This is a genomic window from Bacillota bacterium (assembly GCA_023511485.1).
Taxonomy (GTDB): Bacteria; Actinomycetota; Aquicultoria; order Aquicultorales; family Aquicultoraceae; genus CADDYS01.
This window is the reverse complement of the sequence record JAIMBH010000030.1, coordinates 14,175-31,491: the sequence shown is the minus strand read 5'-3', so window position 1 is coordinate 31,491 and position 17,317 is coordinate 14,175. Positions and strand designations below refer to the sequence as shown.

Annotated in this window: 14 protein-coding genes, 1 tRNA gene, 1 other RNA gene and 1 pseudogene; 5 read left to right on the top strand and 12 right to left on the bottom strand. The window is 45.5% G+C overall.

Annotation, left to right across the window (positions count from 1 at the left end):
• Positions 1 to 751 precede the first annotated feature (751 nt).
• The 4 genes and pseudogenes from ltrA to K6T91_09595 all read left to right on the top strand — a co-directional run bounded on the left by ltrA (position 752) and on the right by K6T91_09595 (position 3,406).
• Entirely contained in the window at positions 752 to 2,224 is a 1,473-nt protein-coding gene (gene ltrA, locus K6T91_09610) for a group II intron reverse transcriptase/maturase (GenBank protein MCL6473045.1), read from the top strand.
• A gap of 148 nt (positions 2,225 to 2,372) precedes the next feature.
• Positions 2,373 to 2,597 (top strand): recombinase family protein, encoded by a 225-nt coding sequence (locus K6T91_09605; protein MCL6473044.1) that lies wholly within the window; start codon positions 2,373 to 2,375, stop codon positions 2,595 to 2,597.
• A gap of 18 nt (positions 2,598 to 2,615) precedes the next feature.
• The gene (locus K6T91_09600; protein MCL6473043.1) at positions 2,616 to 3,251 is read left to right on the top strand and encodes a recombinase family protein; all 636 of its coding nucleotides are present in this window, start codon (positions 2,616 to 2,618) and stop codon (positions 3,249 to 3,251) included.
• A pseudogene (locus tag K6T91_09595) lies at positions 3,248 to 3,406 on the top strand (zinc ribbon domain-containing protein). Before K6T91_09600 ends, K6T91_09595 begins: the two are co-directional and overlap by 4 nt.
• A 490-nt stretch (positions 3,407 to 3,896) precedes the next feature.
• On the opposite strand, the gene K6T91_09590 reads toward K6T91_09595, so the two are convergent.
• The 9 genes from K6T91_09590 to K6T91_09550 all read right to left on the bottom strand — a co-directional run bounded on the left by K6T91_09590 (position 3,897) and on the right by K6T91_09550 (position 13,196).
• Positions 3,897 to 3,974 (bottom strand) — tRNA-Pro (locus tag K6T91_09590).
• Positions 3,975 to 4,092: 118 nt separating this feature from the next.
• Positions 4,093 to 4,704, bottom strand: a complete 612-nt coding sequence (locus K6T91_09585; protein ID MCL6473042.1) for an XTP/dITP diphosphatase — start codon at positions 4,702 to 4,704, stop codon at positions 4,093 to 4,095.
• Entirely contained in the window at positions 4,682 to 5,434 is a 753-nt protein-coding gene (rph, locus tag K6T91_09580; protein MCL6473041.1) for a ribonuclease PH, read from the bottom strand. The genes K6T91_09585 and rph overlap by 23 nt, the downstream gene beginning before the upstream one ends.
• A gap of 114 nt (positions 5,435 to 5,548) precedes the next feature.
• On the bottom strand, positions 5,549 to 6,295 hold the full coding sequence (locus tag K6T91_09575; protein MCL6473040.1) for an MBL fold metallo-hydrolase: 747 nt from the start codon (positions 6,293 to 6,295) through the stop codon (positions 5,549 to 5,551).
• A complete protein-coding gene (locus tag K6T91_09570) occupies positions 6,295 to 6,816 on the bottom strand; it encodes a QueT transporter family protein (GenBank protein MCL6473039.1) in 522 nt (173 codons plus the stop codon). The genes K6T91_09575 and K6T91_09570 overlap by 1 nt, the downstream gene beginning before the upstream one ends.
• Complete coding sequence (gene murI, locus K6T91_09565) at positions 6,803 to 7,636, bottom strand: glutamate racemase (GenBank protein ID MCL6473038.1); 834 nt, start codon at positions 7,634 to 7,636, stop codon at positions 6,803 to 6,805. Before murI ends, K6T91_09570 begins: the two co-directional genes overlap by 14 nt.
• A 298-nt stretch (positions 7,637 to 7,934) precedes the next feature.
• The gene (locus tag K6T91_09560) at positions 7,935 to 12,068 is read right to left on the bottom strand and encodes a PAS domain S-box protein (protein MCL6473037.1); all 4,134 of its coding nucleotides are present in this window, start codon (positions 12,066 to 12,068) and stop codon (positions 7,935 to 7,937) included.
• Positions 12,069 to 12,114: 46 nt separating this feature from the next.
• Complete coding sequence (locus tag K6T91_09555; GenBank protein ID MCL6473036.1) at positions 12,115 to 12,537, bottom strand: bacteriohemerythrin; 423 nt, start codon at positions 12,535 to 12,537, stop codon at positions 12,115 to 12,117.
• Between the two features lie 236 nt (positions 12,538 to 12,773).
• Entirely contained in the window at positions 12,774 to 13,196 is a 423-nt protein-coding gene (locus tag K6T91_09550) for a bacteriohemerythrin (GenBank protein MCL6473035.1), read from the bottom strand.
• 176 nt (positions 13,197 to 13,372) lie between these two features.
• On the opposite strand from K6T91_09550, the gene K6T91_09545 reads away from it, so the two are divergent.
• Positions 13,373 to 14,107: a glycerophosphodiester phosphodiesterase gene (locus K6T91_09545; protein MCL6473034.1), complete on the top strand. Its 735-nt coding sequence runs from the start codon at positions 13,373 to 13,375 to the stop codon at positions 14,105 to 14,107.
• 43 nt (positions 14,108 to 14,150) lie between these two features.
• Here K6T91_09545 and ssrA read toward each other — a convergent pair.
• The 3 genes from ssrA to rnr form a co-directional block, all read right to left on the bottom strand.
• Positions 14,151 to 14,497: a transfer-messenger RNA gene (ssrA, locus tag K6T91_09540) on the bottom strand.
• 150 nt (positions 14,498 to 14,647) lie between these two features.
• The gene (smpB, locus tag K6T91_09535; GenBank protein MCL6473033.1) at positions 14,648 to 15,118 is read right to left on the bottom strand and encodes an SsrA-binding protein SmpB; all 471 of its coding nucleotides are present in this window, start codon (positions 15,116 to 15,118) and stop codon (positions 14,648 to 14,650) included.
• Positions 15,119 to 15,204: 86 nt separating this feature from the next.
• The gene (gene rnr, locus K6T91_09530; GenBank protein ID MCL6473032.1) at positions 15,205 to 17,304 is read right to left on the bottom strand and encodes a ribonuclease R; all 2,100 of its coding nucleotides are present in this window, start codon (positions 17,302 to 17,304) and stop codon (positions 15,205 to 15,207) included.
• Positions 17,305 to 17,317: the final 13 nt, after the last annotated feature.

The window sequence follows — 17,317 nt, the reverse complement described above, 5'->3', positions numbered from 1 at the left end:
CAAGCAGGGAATTCCTTTAATTTTAGCCCAAAATTCTGCCTTAATACCCCTGAGTTTTTCAGGGGGAACTAGCTAGTATACTTTGAGGGCACGGCTATTAGTAACAGATAACTATACAAGGTAAGAAAATGAACTGCCTTATTTATCTTCGAGTATGTGCGCCGTGAAAGACGTGTGACATAGCGCTTTAATAAAAGCCGGGTTCCTATCAATAATACCCTGGGCCTGACCAGAAAGGCGTAAGAAGCTATCCCCTCTTAGGTCTAAAAGCTCTGGAAACAAGCGGGAACAGATGGCAGTCCACCCCATCCCTGACCGCAAGGCCGAGTATGGACATGGTGAGCGAAAGCGAACACTTGGCTGACCCACCTACATAGGTAACCTTACCCAAAAATGGTGGAACTACGGGTAAGAGACAGCCCAATCGCTTAACTATACTCTTAAACGATATGACCTCTCTTTAGGAGGTGGAAACTTATCAAGATAGGATGACTAAGTTTTGGACTGTCGAGCCTGCAGGAAGCAGGTATAAGGTGGAGAGAGCGCACCTAAATCCATGCGATGACGATGACGATGACGCACGTAACACGGGAAGGTTTGCAAGCTATCCCTTTTGAAAGGGATTAGGCGGGATGAGGCCATAAGCTAACAAACTGGCGGAGCTGCCGTAGTAGTCTGAGCCAGGGAAAGCCTGGTACATGGCGAAGGGCAGCAGGTTTTACGGCCTTTAAAGTTAAATAGGAGATTTACCATGAAGTTAAAGAATATGCCGACGGAAATGTGTCGGATAAAGGTCTCCGAACTACAGCGAAGGCTGGCAGTAAAGGCGACAGATAAAAGAGAGCACCGATTTAACAACCTGTATGATTTGCTCACCTGGGAACCGCTCATGAGCTACTGCTTCGACAGGCTCATGACAAACGCTGGTTCTCGCACAGCCGGAATTGATGGTATGGATAAGACCATGGCTAAAAGGAACAAGAAAGAGATCATCGCCAATTTAAGAATCGATCTTAAGAAGGGTAGCTACAAGCACCAACCGGTTCGGCGGGTATATATTCCAAAGAATAACGGAAAGAAACGCCCGCTGGGAATACCAACGCTGACAGATAGATTAGTCCAAATGATGGTTAAGACCATCTTAGAGCCGATCTTTGAAAGCGACTTCCATCAAGTAAGCCATGGGTTTCGTCCAAAGAGAAGCTGTCATACAGCAATGGCCCACCTTCACACGGCAACGGCCCCTGAAAAGAAGAAGATGTTCTGGACCATCGAAGGAGACATCTCCGGCTACTTTGATCACATTGGGCACAAGATTCTGATCCGACTCCTAAAGAGGAGGATCAGGGACAAGAAACTGCTTGGGATAATCTGGCAGATGCTTCACGCCGGAATTATGGAAGGCGCATTATTTGCCAGAACCACTGAAGGAACAACTCAAGGAGGGGTCGCTTCCCCACTTCTTGCAAACGTCTACCTCCATGAACTCGATGAATGGTTCCACAAGAATTACACTGGAGGTTTAGGCCGCAATGAGAAGGTCAGACGGCGCTATCATAAAATGGGAAATGCCTTCTATGTGCGCTATGCCGATGACTTTGTCGTGGCCTGGAATGGTCCGAGAAAAGAAGCTGAAAGACTTAAAGAGAAAATCGCCACATTCTTAAAAGAATACCTGCGCCTTGAGCTTTCAGAAGAGAAAACCCATATTACTCACGTAACGAAAGGGTATGACTTTCTTGGATTTACAATCAGGCGCTACTATAACAAGAGCAGAGGGCGAAGCGACCTCATTATCCGGCCAAGCAAGAAGAATGTAATGAGTCTCAAGGCCAAGATCAAAGCATTGACTAAGCAGGATACGGTTGGCGCTAATCCTAAAGACAAGATTGTAGCGATAAACTGTCTCCTGCGTGGCTGGGCCAATTACTACCGACACCAAGCCTCAAGCCGGACGTTTGGATACGTAAGTCACTATGCATTCAAACGAATGGAAACTTGGCTAAGGAAGAAGACAGGGCGAAGAAAACGAGCAATCTACAGGCATTACTATCAGAAACATGATGGTTGTTCAACATGGGTTAGTGAGGATACGGCATTATTTAATCCCGGCCAATATATCAGGATAGAACGAATTCGGTACCGGTATCAACCCAACCCATACCTTAACCCGAGAAATGAAATAAAGCTCTCTTACCATCTTAAACCTCTTCCAGCAAGATAAAACTGGGAGAATGCTGGCTGTTATGGATGGGTGTGAACCATATATCAGATAATCGCCAATTAGCCAGAACACCAACCGTAAAACTGGAGAGCCAGATGCATTGAAAGGTGCACGTCCGGTTCGGAGAGAGGCGTGAGGAAACGTAATCGTGGTAACACAGATAACGCGCCTTGCGCCTATTCTACCAACTAAAGAACAGGTCGAAAAGGATCTTGGTGACGAAGGCTATTCTATCCCTGCCCAAAGAGAAGCCTGCGAAAAGCATATTCGAGATAACGGCTGGAAGTTCGTTGACGAATATTCAGACCGTGGTGAATCTGCCCGTTCGACTGATCGTCCTCAGCTTCAAGAACTCCTTTCAAGAGTTAAGTAAGACCCCTCGATTGATGCAGTGGTAGTTCACAAGATTGATAGGCTGGCAAGAAATTTAGAAGATCACGTGGCTATTAAAGCCATCTTAAAACGAAAAGACGTGGTCTTACTTTCCGTGGTTGAAAACATTGAAGATAGTGTATCTGGCAAGCTCTTTGAGGGCATCCATGCTTTAATGGCGGAGTTTTATTCCTCAAACTTAGCCATGGAAGTTAAGAAAGGTATAGACCAGAAAGTAAAGCTCGGCGGTTGGCCAACTAAAGCTCCTCTAGGCTACAAGAACGTTAAGCTTAAGATTGAGGGACGGGAAATTGCCGCTGTAGCTCCCGACGAGAGAAAAGCTCCATTAATACAGCTTGCCTTTGAGCTTTACGCCACCGGCGAATATTCCTTACCGGAACTCTTGGATATCTTAACCGATAAGGGTTTAAGAGGCTGTGATACTAAAAGCTACTCAGGAAAAACGATTAGCAAGTCTCATCTAGCCTCCCTGCTTCAAAACAAGTTCTACATCGGGATTGTCACCTGGAAGGGTTTAGAGGTTGAAGGACGACACGAGCCATTAATTGATAAAGAACTATTTGAGATCGTCCAAGAAGTCTTAAAGGCCAGAGACCAAGCCGGTGAGAGAAAGCGCAAACACCCCACAATCTAAGAGGAACACTTTACTGTGGTGAATGCTGCTCAAGGCTCTCAAGTTCCACTGCCAAGGGACAATATACATACTTTTATCGCTTAGGCCAAAAAAGGCACAACGGCTGCAAGCAAAAATACGTCCTATCTGATGATATCGAAAAGGAAGTTGAAGACCTCCGTAAAGAGGTTGAACTACCTCAAGAGTGGGTTGAGAAAATCTCTAGCATGGCAAGAAAAGAACTGGCCGAGCGCGAAATTGATATCGTGAGACAACAGGAATTCTTAAACAAACAAGTAAGTAAACTCACGAAAGAACGCCAGAGAATTTTAGAAGCTTACCTTGCTGAAGCCATCCCTCTTGACCTTTTAAAACAAGAGCAAAACCGGATTACAAGTGAACTAAGAGACGCCGAAACCAAGCTAGATGCCTTGTCCCTGCATAATGACCAGATTGAAAAGCGAGTTGAAGACATCATTTTAATCGCCTCTAACTGTTACTTGGCATACAAAAAAGCCTCTCCAAGTAATCGAAGGGGCTTTAACCAGGCTTTCTTTGAGAAGATTTACATAAAAGACAAAAAGATCAGTGATTGGAAATTTACATCGAAATTTACTGACCTCTTTGATGCGATCTTTAATTCTTTAAGTTCGAATAAGAACTCTCTGGTCGGGGTGAGAGGATTCGAACCTCCGACCCCCGGTTCCCAAAACCGGTGCTCTAACCAAGCTGAGCCACACCCCGAAAAATACCGCTAAAAATTTGTGGTAAATTCAACAGAAGGTATTTTAACACAATTTGCCGCGAAATGCATATCTTGATATGTGCAATGTTACTATCTGGTGATTAATACTAAACCAATTTAACAATCTTTGGCGTGTACTTTGAATTCAGGCATTTTCTCCTTTAGCTTGCGAAAGGCTTTGGCTCGATGACTGATTTTATTTTTCTCATCCAAAGGCATCTCGGCTACGGTGCGCTCTTCACCTTCGACAATAAAAATAGGGTCATAACCAAAACCCCCCGCACCACGAGGTTCGAAACCGATACGACCTTCCAGCGTGCCTTCAGCTTGAGCCACCCAACCATCCGGCGTCATTATAACAGCGACGCAGCGAAACCTGGCGGTTCGCCTATCCCAGGGCACTCCCTCAAGTTCACGTAGAAGCTTCTCGTTGTTTTTCTTGGCATTGCCCTGTTCCCCAGCGTATCTTGCCGAGTAAATCCCGGGCTTTCCACCCAGAGCATCAACCTCTAATCCTGAGTCATCAGCAACTGCCGGCTTTCCAAAGGCCTCAACCAAAGCGCGAGCTTTAATCAATGCATTATCGTAAAATGTCGAGCCTGTTTCCTCAACGTTTGGCCAGTTCGGGAAATCCTTAAGAGTGTAAACTTTTACATCCTTTAAATCGAGGATATCTATGATCTCTCTAATTTTTCCTTCATTTTGGCTAGCGATTATGAGTTCCGACATTTGCCGATAATTCCTCTCTCAAAACCCTCTGCTGTATGGAAACTAGCTCAGATATTCCCTTCTCAGCTAGCGCCAGCATCTCATCTAGCTGGACTCTATCGAATGGATGCTCCTCAGCAGTCCCCTGAACCTCGATAAACTTACCCGATCCTGTCATAACAATGTTCATATCCACTTCAGCACTGCAGTCTTCTTCATAGCAAAGGTCAAGTAGTGCTACCCCATCAACTATGCCTACGCTTACTGCAGATACAAACTCACTAAGCGGCAGCTCAGCTATTCTCTCGTTCGCTACCAACCACCTCAAAGCATCATAGAGTGCGATGAAAGCCCCTGTAATGGACGCGGTGCGAGTACCCCCATCGGCCTGTATAACGTCGCAATCCATCCATATGGTAAGCTCAGGCAGAGCCTTAAGGTCAACGACAGAACGCAGGGATCGACCTATCAATCTCTGTATCTCCTGGGTTCTTCCTCCTACACGACCCAGGCTTGCCTCTCGGACCATTCTAATGCCAGTCGACCTCGGGAGCATACCGTATTCGGCAGTTATCCAGCCCTGCCCTGCGCCCTGCAACCATTTTGGAACTTTCTCCTCAATAGAAGCGGTACAAATCACTCTAGTATTTCCCACTTCAATAAGGACCGAGCCTTCTGCATGCGCAAGATAATTTCTTTGGATATTCACTTTCCTGATCTCATCGGGCTTTCTTCCATCAATGCGCCGCATTGGGTTTCTCCTTCTTAACTTAAACTAAATAAACTGTAGTAAAATCCAGGCTTCCATTTAAGTTTACCATTTTCATTCACGGGATGCTCGGTGCAAAAATGGATTTGTTATCTTTTACTCCCCAACCATCAGCCTCATATTGTCTTCGGCAATGATTACTTGCCCGCTATATTCTTTCTCTGCTTTAATTTTCTGTTTCTCCGGGTCAAAGTCGGGCCAAATATGCGTTAAAATAAGCTTGCCTACCCCAGCCTTATTTGCAATAACCCCTGCCTGCTCTGCTGTTAAATGCATGACGTCTTTGTAATCTTCTTCCTTGGTTGCCTCACAGATAAATATATCGCTACCTGCGGCCAGCTCAAATAAAACCTCGTCAAACGTAGTATCTGATGAGTATGCAATCAGGCGGCTGCCTAAGGATATCCTTTGCCCGAATGTTGGTAAGTTATGCCTGACTGCCAGGCTCTCGCACCTGAATTCGCCTACTTTGAAGACATCGCGGTCATTCAATGTATGAAAACTAAACACATTATCAAAGCTTTTGCCCGTACCCGGCGGAAATATCTGCAGGATAAAATCACGTGCGCCTGCCGGTGCGTATACATCAATCGGCAATCTTTTCACATTATCAAACGCAAGATAATAATAAAGAGGATAAATATCTATAAAGTGGTCTTGGTGGAAGTGGGTGATAATTATTGCATCAAGTGCAAACGGATCCATCCAGCGCAAGAGATTTCTTAGAACGCCACTTCCCATATCGAGCAATATGTTTGATTCACGCCCTCGGACTAAATAACCGCTGCTTGCGCGTTCCGGCGTGGGATATGCCGCCGAGGTCCCAAGCATTATAAGTTCCATTAACGCCCCGTCTTCTGAATAAAAACTTCTTCTCTAATTAAAGCCTTGTTTTTTAGAAGTGCTACCAGGAGGGGATATCCTAGCCCGTAGATAACAGCTGCTTCACCAATGCCAACGTAAAGAGCACTTGCCAAATAAGGCACACCTAAAATGACCTTAAGTTCCAATGCAACACCGAAAGCATTGATCAGTACCGGTGCCAAAAGCGCCACTGCCGGTCTCTTTATTTTCCAAACCAGATAAGCCGATACAAGTGTCAAAAGCGAGCCAAATATAACATCGGGAGTCCCAAGCGGATTAACGCCCTGGAGAACACCAATTCCATTGGCGATTATACACCCAACGAAAAGCCCCGGAATTGCCGCAGGTTCAAAAAAAGCAAGTACATTTAAGGCCTCGGAAACTCTAAATTGGATCGAGCCATAGCCTAACGTGTTAAGAACAGGCGCGGTCGTGACCAGAGCATAAAGCGCAGCTATGACCGCTCCCCTTGCCAACTTAGAAGTATTAACCCTTTTCAACACCTACCACCCTTTCATAAAGAGGCAACTTAACTCTCTCTACCTCATTTATCTCCCGCCCAAGAAATTTAGCGCCGAGTTCACGAAAGGTATTTTCGTCTCCGCTTGAGATGAATTTTAAAGTTGGAGGCGCTCCATCTTCCCGCAGGCTATCTTTTCTCGTTAGATACTCTTTTAGCTCACGCGCTATCTCCTCAGCAGAGCTGATGAGCTTTATATCATCACCCACCACCTTCGAAATTGTCTCCGAAAGAAGTGGATAATGGGTGCAACCCAAAATAAGACTGTCGATACCTGCCCTTACGAGAGGATCGAGATACCACTTTATCACGCCCTCGACCCGTGGCCCATATAGCTCATTTCGTTCGACAAAATCAGCCAGGTCGGGGCAGGCCAATGAGTGTATTTGCACACCGGCATCGATTGATTTTATCGCGCTAACATAAGAGCCGCTTGATATTGTAGCTTGTGTGCCAATCACACCAACACGCCTGCAGCGGGTTGCCTGGGCAGCTGCCCTTGCACCTGGTTTGATAACGCCGATAATCGGTATGTCGTAGTATTGCTGCGCCGCATCAAGCGCAGCCGCCGAGGCGCTATTGCACGCTATAACTACGCACTTTACACCCTTAGACAAGAGAAAATCTATGATCTCGAAAACAAATCCCCGCAGCTCTGTTGTGCTCCTTGGTCCATAAGGAAACCTCGCGGTATCTCCAAAATATATGATCTCCTCATTTGGCAGATGCTTAGTTATCTCACTTACTACGGTCAAGCCACCCAGCCCTGAATCAAATACTCCTATAGGCCTGTTATCCATTTAGCCTCCAGTCCATCGTGCTGCTGTTAACCACAATCTCCATAATTATAACGCTAACCCGGTATAAGTAAACAAAAGAGAGAACCCGCATGAAGACACGATCGCGAATTTAATTTGCCCAAAATACCTTGAGAATATCCGCGGAGAGCCTGGATTTTCACTTTGTAGGCCGCGCAACTACCCGGCAGAGCTAAAGCCCCGCACCACGTTTATTTACGCTACATTTGCTAATATTTTGCAATTCGAAATGCGACATCCGAAACCGTTGCGCACACCAGTACCCTTCTCTTGCCAGTAGCTAGGCAGCCCAATTGGATTGCTTGCTTAGAAGGTCACTTATCTTATCTTTAGGTAGAGGAGGACTGAACAAGAATCCCTGCATCTCGTCACAACCTAGAGAGCGCAGCGCCTCAAGTTGCTCCGCTGTTTCAACACCTTCGGCAACAGATCTCAAACCAAGGCTTCTTGCCATCATAGTTATAGCCGAGACTATCGCTGTGTCTGCCGTATCAGATATCAGCTTATGCATAAATATCCTGTCTATCTTAAGCCTATCTATCGGAAACTGCTTCAGATAGCTAAGCGAGGAATATCCGGTCCCAAAGTCATCGATCGCAATTCGGATATTTCTTTCTTTGAGCCTCTTCATCATTGCAATCGCCTCTTCAATATCCTGCATTATCGCACTCTCGGTAATCTCGAGTTCAAGGTAGTGGGAATCCAATCCTGTCTCTGTCAATACTTGCTCTACAATATCTACCAGGTTTTGCTGTTGAAATTGCTTTGCAGAAAGATTTACCGAAATGCAAACCGGCAGATGGCCCTCATCCTGCCAGACTTTAGCCTGTTCGCAGGCTTTCCGTAACACCCATTCATCTATCTGCAGTATAAAGCCGGTCTCTTCCGCTATCGGGATAAAATCGGCCGGAGATACCAAACCTAAAGACGGATGCTGCCAGCGAATTAGCGCCTCCATGCTTACCAGCCTGCCCGTATTAATGTCTATCACCGGTTGATAGTAAACCGTAAATTCGCCCTTTTGCAGGGCTTTTCGCATATCGTTTTCAAGAGCTAACCGTTCAAAAGCTTTGGCGTTCATCGAAGCCGTGTAAAGTTGGTACTTATTCCTGCTCTGTTCTTTTGCACGATATAATGCAACCTCCGCATTCCTAAGCAGGGTCTGGGTATCTTTTCCATCGTATGGGTAGAGACTGATTCCGATGCTGGTTGTAATGTAAAGTTCGCGTTCTTCAGATACAAATGGCGGCTTCATGACCTCAAATATCTCTTGGGCAGTTTTAGCTGCATCCTCTGCGCTGTTTACCTGGGGCAGCAATATGACAAATTCGTCGCCACCAAAACGAGCAATAGTACTATCTTCACTTATACATTTTTTCAGTCGTTTGGCAACTTCTTTAAGTATCCCATCTCCAACATCATGGCCGAGCGTATCGTTTATTGTCTTAAAGCTATCTAAGTCAAGATAAAGTAGGGCCAAGATACCTTTGTGGTGATGAGCATGGTTCAGAGCTATAGAAAGACGGTCGTTGAACAACGCCCTGTTGGGAAGCTCGGTTAATGAATCATAATAGGCTATGTGGTTAATCCTCTCTTCTGCATGCTTGCGTTCTGTAACATCCTGGAGGATAGCAAGAATATGGGTAATTTCTCCATCCTCATTTTTAATCGGTGTCAACGATGCACTCTCCCAGTACTCTTCGCCGTTACTTCGCCTGCCGGCAAACTCCCCTTCCCACTCGCCGCCAGCCAGCACCATGTTTAGCAGTCTTGCATGTTCTTCAGATACTTTATCGGCTGGCTTTAGTTCGCGAATATTTCTGCCTAAAACTTCTTCCGGCCTAAAGCCAGTTGTATCGCAGAACCTGGGGTTAACATATTCAATTTTCCCCTCGGTATCGGCAATAATGACCATATTTGGGCTTTGCTCAACCGCTTGCGACAACTTTCGCAGCTCAACGTCGGCACGCTTGCGTTCTGTTACATCAATTCCGGTCGGAATCACCCACTCTACATCTCCGTTTGCATTAACCAGGCATGTGTTGCTCCACGAGATGAGACGCCGGCCGCCATCTTTAGTCCGCCAGTAGTTCTCGAAGGAATTAGGGAACATACCGGCTTTAAGATCGCTAAATACTCTTTTGACCGCTTCCCTTTCCTCCGGTAGAATAAAGACATCAAATACATATTTCCCGCGCACTTCTTCAAATTTATAGCCAGTTGTTTCTTCGCATGCACGGTTAAACATGAGGATGCGCCCTTCATGGTCTAAAACAACAACTAATGCCCCGATAGTGTTTAGAACTGTAGAATTGAAGTTTCGTTCGCGCTCAAGAGCCTCGATTGTCTTCTTTCGCCAAGTAATATCTCTTACAACCGATACAGACGTCATTCTACCCTCGTATTCAAGGCTGCGGGCGTGGACTTCGACTTGCATCAAGCTTCCGTCTTTTTTGAGATGAACTGTTTCAAATATAGCATCCCCAGTTGTCTTTATTAGTTCTATGTGTTGTTTGATAGTCTCGCGGTATTCGGGAGCTACTATGTCCTGAAGGGACATCTTGAAAATTTCTTCCCTGGTATATCCCCTTGATTTATAAGCAACTTCATTAACATAGATAAAATTCCCATCCTGATCATGCACGAAGACTGAATCGGTTGCAGAATCTAAAAGAAGTGACTTAAACTCCAGCTCCCTCTCAGCCCTTTTCCACTCCGTTATATCCTTGACAATACCGACCATCGCTGTCGGGTTGCCCTTTTTGTCTCTAACGATCGATGCAGACAGAAGTACAGGAAATACGCATCCTTCTTTATGCTTTAACATAACCTCTCCAGACCAGGACCCTACTTTCTTAAGGCTCGGTCTGATAACCCGATCTGGAAACTCCGGATCGGCATTCAACTCAGCTACATTCATTCCTTTGCATTCTTCGGGATAGTAGCCGAAAATTTCTGTAATAGCTTTATTCGAGTAGATAATATTTCCGTTAAGGTCAGTTATTTGGACTCCATCTGGAGCTTCTTCCACAACCTTGGAGAAGAGTCTTAGCTTCTCTTCTGCGTGTTTACGGTCAGTAATGTCCCGTACTACAACCTGCACCGCAGGTTTACCCTCATGAATAACCGGTGCTGATGATACCTCAGCGTCAATTATCTCACCATCTAGCCGTATGAGCTTCTCTTCAATCGTGCTGACTGCCTTACCCTGCAATAATTCCCGAACGCGTCCTTTTACAACCTCGTGGTAATCGGGATGCACAAAATCCATAATCGACTTGCTAAGGATTTGGTCTAAGCTATCTGCGCCAAATAATCTTATGCACGCGTCATTTGCATAAAGTATGCTGCCTCCGCTGTGAACGATTATCGCGTCAGGTGAAAGCTCTACTAAACACCGGTATCTTTCCTGGCTCTCTCGCAGCAAATCCTCTGATACCTTGCGGTCAGTAATGTTTCGTGCGATACCCTCGATGGCAATAAGGTTACCCTCCTCATCAAATATCGGGACATTCTGATGCTCTGCCCAAACAATATTTCCATCTTTGCGTGTCCAGCGCAGGACCAGCAAATCTGCAGACGGTGAATTAAACTCCGCCTCAAGGATGGGGCGGTCATCAGCATGGATGATTTTAAACAACAACTCAGGGTCAGCATAAAAATCCTCAGGAGAATAACCCAGCGAAGCATAAGCGGAAGAGCTGATAAAATCCATCCTAGGGGTCGGCACTAACTCATACCGATAAATTACATCCCTCGCATTTTCCGCCAGCAGACGAAAACGCTCCTGGTTTGCAAAAAAGGTTCGCCTTAATTTTTGCATATGGATTAATAACATACCGACAGCTACTACGATGGCAAACACTGTCCCTGCATAATATCCCCAGGGAGACAACCAGTAATCTACATCAATAAAGGAAAGGCTGGCTGAAAACGCACCCCACGCATAAAATGCAAAGCCTACAAAGTAACGGCTAAAGTTTTCAATGTGGTCAAAAACTATAAATTTCGTACCTGTCCAGATATTGATAATGCCAAGCAGCAGGAGTATCGGCGGCAGAGATTCAGACAACGGCAGATTAAGCAAATTGGCTATTGTGGCCCAGCCAATGCCCAGCAAGGTGACATATAACCACCGCCGCAGCATAGGTTTTTCCGTTAATACGTAGGTACCCCACAGTAAGAATAAGCTGCTAAGAAGGGATAGCGACTGGCTGGCAATAAGCAAGGTCGCCGTGTGCTCGGCAAATATTATCCAAAGCTCTAAGCCAAACTTTACCAGATGGCAGGCCCATCCAACCGTCCAAATGCCTATATATCGCTCTCTGCCTTGCCTGTAAAGGTACACATAAACAACTAGCAGCAGGAAAGTTACTGATGTTGTTTTGGCAACCGCAAAGATTGTTAAATCCATAGATTGCTCCTTGCCGGCCAAATTAAGCAATCATACGTGGGGTTAACTAGGCTACCTTCTTCCCTAACTCGGCGTGAACAAAATCTGCCAACTCTTTGTCATAACTTACGATGTGGTCCAGAAGCCACCTAACAATAAAATGCTGAACTTTATTGACAAGAAGTGAGGTATCACCCGTGTTATTGAATTCATCTATTAGCGTCTTTAACTCACGCACAAACTCGTCATGCTGGCCTTTATGATCCTTATGCGATGGATAATCGCTTTCCTGCATAATCCTCTCTTCATTTTGGAAATGCTCGCCGAAGAAATCTAATAGGCAACTTGCAGCTTGCGTTATAACCTCTTTGCCCTTATTCTTAGATAAAACTTCGTTAAGGACATTAACCATTTTAATTAAAGCCTTGTGCTGGCAATCCAGTTCACATAAGCCCGTGGCAAGCCCATCGGCCCACTGCGCAATAGCCATAAATCCTCCCTAAATAATTAATTAACAAAACCCTACAGGAAAAAGCGTACACATTAAGCACGCTTTTTCTTTACTTATTATATATCGTCCGCCAGTAGGCCAAGCTTTAGGTATTAGCCTTTATGTATTGGTGTGTTTTCCTGCGGAAACATATGTGCATTTTTCCAAAAATAAAACCCCAAAGTCAGGGGTTTTATGTAGTAGGTTTTATTTAGCGCTCTATTTGTAATTTATGCTTAAGCTATCTTACTGCCCGCTTTAGCCATAACAAATTTAGCCATTTCTTTGTCAACCTTCATGATATGGTTTACTAGCCAATCAACGACCGATCTTTGCAGGTTTATGGCAAGAAACGAGGTGTTTGAAGCAGCATTATAATCGCTTACCAGGCTGTTAAAATAGTTGACAAAATTCTCATGCTCCCTCTTGTGGGCTGGATAGCCTATATACTTGTGCTTAAGCATAAGCCCTTCTTCGTTTTTGAAGTGCTCAACAACATAATTTGCCAAAAAGCGAACCGCATCATCGACAACCTCTTTACCCTTGCCTTGAGATAGAGACGCATGCAAACTGTTTACTAGATTAATCAATTCTTTGTGCTGGTTATCAATTTCGTTAACACCTGTTGAAAGCTCATCTTTCCACTGGGCTATAGACATAGGAACCTCCCATAACAAAATTTTAGTGGCATTTTTGCGAGTAAACCGCCTGTTTGACTTGCCCTTATTCCTATTTTATCGTCTTAAGGTATCGGTCACTTTAGAATGTTTTTTAGTTTGCCCAATACCGATGCAGGAGAAAAAACTAAAATAAACACGCAAAAGGGGTTGGTTTTATGAGAACTCGACCGATAATCATCGCACACCGGGGTTTTTCCGGGCGGTACCCCGAAAATACGCTGCGAGCTTTTGAAGAAGCCCTGAGGCTTCGGGTAGATGCAATAGAGACCGACGTCCGCAGCACAAAAGATGGTGCTCTTATTTTAATTCACGATGATACGGTTGATCGCACTACAAACGGCAGCGGCCACGTAAAAGACCTTACCTTAGACGAGATAAGCAAACTTGATGCCGGCAGCTGGAGGGGAGAAGAATTTGCCGGAGAGCATATCCCAACATTAGCAGAGGCCCTGAACCTTATCGAAGGAGAGGTTATGCTTCTGGTCGAGATCAAAGAGCCCGATACCACGCATGCGGTCATCGAAACGCTAAGACACCATATGGCTTTCGGTTGGGTAAACATTGTAAGCTTTCATTCAAAAGCCATAAAGCTCACAAAGCAAAATGAACCAGAAATCCCATGTGCACTTATCGGCGGAAAAGAAATCGGTTCAAGCGATGGTACCTTTTTCGATTTTGTGTACGATACACTGAACTGCGGCGCAAATTCAGTTATGGTTCACTACTCTACTCTTACACCAAAGCGGATACATTACTGCCATGAACGTTTTCTGTCGGTAGGGACATGGACAGTTGATAACAGAGACCTAGCGAAAAAGCTAATCGCGATGGGAGTAGATGCTATCGCATCTAATTTCCCTGATGTGATGCTAGAAACAATGGCAGCTTGAGCAAGTTGAAATGAAAAAGGTCTGCTTAAAAGCAGACCTTTTTCTGTGGAGGCGGTGGGAATTGAACCCACGTCCTGAAAGCTTTCCACAGGAGCATCTACGGGCGTATCCTGTGTTTTAACTTTCGCAATTAGCACCCCCACAGGCAGGGTTATCTAATTGCTAGCCCACAGAATTTCCCTGAACCCTTATGGGCATCCGGGTCAGGTAAGCCTACTTAAATGACGCCGCACTAAAGACGTAGGCGATCCCTAGATTGGCGAAGCTGCAATTAAGCAGCTAGTGCTAATTCGCGATCTGCGTTTGTTTTTTTCAGATAGTTTAACGAGTTACCTGAGCTCGACCCGCTTCTCCTGCCGAAATAAACCTCAGTCGAAACCTATCGCCCCCATATTTTATACTAGTAGCTAATAGCCACCGCCGTATTCTCAATGTCCACAACTTAAATTTGATAAACTTCGGAAGATTAAGTATAGAAAATTCAGTGGCCTTTGTAAATGAGCCTTCGCCCCTATGCCTGGTTCATAATGCGTAAGCTAGCTACTCGCCCTTTTGCCTCTCTCGAAGTGCGCGCTCTATCTCCCGCTTTGCCGCACGCTCAGCAATAGCCTTGCGCTTATCGTATAACATCTTACCCTTCGCAAGACCAAGCTCAACCTTGACTTTACCGCGAGCGTTGAAATAGACCTTAAGAGGAACTAGCGTGTATCCCTTCTCTTTGGTCTTGCCGATAAGTCGCAGTATCTCCCTTTTATGAAGGAGCAGCTTGCGCGGCCTATCGGGCTCGGGTTGGGTGTACCTGTCTACATGGCTGTACGGACTTATGTGCATGTTAAACACCCAAACCTCGGTATCTTCAATACGAGCATAACTATCTTTGAGATTGAGGCGGCCCGCCCTGATCGACTTTACCTCCGATCCTTTAAGCTCAATACCGGCCTCATAAGTCTCCTCTATATAGTAATCGTGATATGCTTTTCTATTTGTTGCTGCGATCTTTCCTGTACTCATAACAAAATTATACCATTTTAAACCCCACGATTGCGGCCGTCTATCGCTCATTAAACAATGGCAAGGCACATTAAGGCATCTAAACTTTATTCAGCAAGTACAAAATCTATCCGTCTCTCGCCGATGATCACGTTCGTCAACAAAACTTTAACTGTTTGGCCAATCTGGAACATCCGGCCTGTTCGCTGGCCAATCAATGTAAATGTCGCCTCATCATAGGTGTAGTAATCACCGGTAAGGTCACGAACATGTACAAGCCCCTCAGCTGTGTTCGGAAGCTGCACAAAAAACCCATAGCCGGACACGCCGGTTATCGTTCCCGAAAAAACCTCGCCGATATGCTTTTTCATAAGCTCGCAGAGCTTAACGTCAACCGATTCGCGCTCGGCATCGTCAGCTTCGCGCTCCATATGCGAGCTATGCGCACAAATATCTTCAAGATTTTCCACCATGTTAACGATATCCGGCTCAGATAGGTTTTGGTCCAGCACTGCCTTAACTAACCGGTGGACAACAAGATCGGGGTATCTTCTTATGGGTGATGTAAAATGCGTGTAATGCTGCGACGCCAAACCAAAATGAAGGGTACTTGAGGGAGCATATATAGCACGCTTCATCGCACGCAAAAGGAGATTGTTTATAAGAAGCTTCTCAGGCCGGTCATGTGCGTAAGCTATGATTTGCTGAATAACCCTCGGATGTGCACCCTTTAGCTTGCGTACTGGATAGCGAAGGTTTTCAACCAGCTCCTCAATCTGAACCAGTGCCTCCTCACTCGGCCTGTCGTGAACGCGGTATATCATTGGCGCATCCTGCCAGTACATGAAGCTTGCGATGGTTTCGTTGGTTACAATCATCGCCTCCTCGATGATCTTGGTGGCTGGTGTGCGCTCACGAACAATTACGTCCACAGGTTTAAGATTTTCATCCAGAATAACCTTGGGCTCAACCGTTTCAAAATCCAAGCTTCCCCTTTTGAGGCGCTTCTTCTCAAGGATATCGCTTAGTTCACGCATATTTATGAGCAAATCACGTACATTAGGGTCTGGATAATTGCCGGTTTTGAAAAATTCATCGACCTGCTCGTAGGTTAGCCTAAAGTCACTATTTATGACACCACGATGGATCTCGTGGTCGATCACTTCCCCACGGTCGTCAATCGTCATTTCAACTGAAAGAGTTAAGCGGTCGACATTTGGATTTAGGCTGCAAATATTATTTGAAAGCTTATGCGGAAGCATGGGTAATACTCGATCGGCAAGATACACGCTGGTCGCTCGTTCAAAGGCATCCTCATCCAGAGCGCTTCTTATCTTCACATAGTGGGATACGTCGGCGATGTGAACGCCGAGATGGAAATGCCCGTTATTTTCATCGCGATATATGCTTACGGCATCGTCGAAGTCCTTGGCATCCAGGCCATCGATCGTTACAGTAAAAACGTCACGATAATCCTTGCGACCCGCAAGGTCGGCCTTTGTGACCATTGATGGGACCGCCTCAGCCTCAGCCATCGCCGCCAGCGAGAATTCGGTGCTTAAATTATGTTCCTTTACGATTACGTCAATCTCAATGGTAGGCGAAGTTTCGTCGCCGATTATCTCTGTTATAATGCCTCTGGCAGGGCGGTTGCCGTCAGGATATTCAAATATCTTAGCGATAACCATATCGCCGTCTTTTGCCCCCGCAGAATCGTTCCTATGCACTATTACCTGGTAAAATATCCTTTTATCGGCAGGAATAACCAAACTTAACTTGCCATGCCTTTCATAGCGCCCAACGACGCTATCACGGGCCCTTTCTAGAATTCTAGCTATTTCGCCCTCACTTCTTGGTCCCTGGCGGGTGCGTTTGCGGCTTACCTTTACGGCCACTTTGTCCTCATGCATGGCCCCATTTACCTTGCTGCCGGGGATAAAAATATCCCCAATTGTAGCCCGAACAAAACCATAACCAGCCTTATTTGCAGAAAATGTGCCCACAACCATATCCAGCTGTGCAGGTAAAGCATATTTTTCTTTCTTTGTTCTGAGCACCTTGCCCTCAGATTCCAGCACGTCAAGAGCCCTTTTTATCTCAAGCTTATCGACCCCCGGCAAATCCAGCGATGCCATGATTCCTTCAATATCTTGGGGAATATAGCCTTTTTTGCTCATCAGCTTGAGGATTTGTTTTGACAATTGCATACCCATTCACCCC

Coding starts and splice junctions, on each gene's coding strand:
- ltrA (MCL6473045.1), top strand. CDS start 752: ATGAAGTTAAAGAATATGCCGACGGAAATGTGTCGGATAAAGGTCTCC.
- K6T91_09585 (MCL6473042.1), bottom strand. CDS start 4,704: ATGTCGGAACTCATAATCGCTAGCCAAAATGAAGGAAAAATTAGAGAG.
- rph (MCL6473041.1), bottom strand. CDS start 5,434: ATGCGGCGCATTGATGGAAGAAAGCCCGATGAGATCAGGAAAGTGAAT.
- K6T91_09575 (MCL6473040.1), bottom strand. CDS start 6,295: ATGGAACTTATAATGCTTGGGACCTCGGCGGCATATCCCACGCCGGAA.
- murI (MCL6473038.1), bottom strand. CDS start 7,636: ATGGATAACAGGCCTATAGGAGTATTTGATTCAGGGCTGGGTGGCTTG.
- K6T91_09560 (MCL6473037.1), bottom strand. CDS start 12,068: ATGGATTTAACAATCTTTGCGGTTGCCAAAACAACATCAGTAACTTTC.
- K6T91_09555 (MCL6473036.1), bottom strand. CDS start 12,537: ATGGCTATTGCGCAGTGGGCCGATGGGCTTGCCACGGGCTTATGTGAA.
- K6T91_09550 (MCL6473035.1), bottom strand. CDS start 13,196: ATGTCTATAGCCCAGTGGAAAGATGAGCTTTCAACAGGTGTTAACGAA.
- K6T91_09545 (MCL6473034.1), top strand. CDS start 13,373: ATGAGAACTCGACCGATAATCATCGCACACCGGGGTTTTTCCGGGCGG.
- smpB (MCL6473033.1), bottom strand. CDS start 15,118: ATGAGTACAGGAAAGATCGCAGCAACAAATAGAAAAGCATATCACGAT.
- rnr (MCL6473032.1), bottom strand. CDS start 17,304: ATGCAATTGTCAAAACAAATCCTCAAGCTGATGAGCAAAAAAGGCTAT.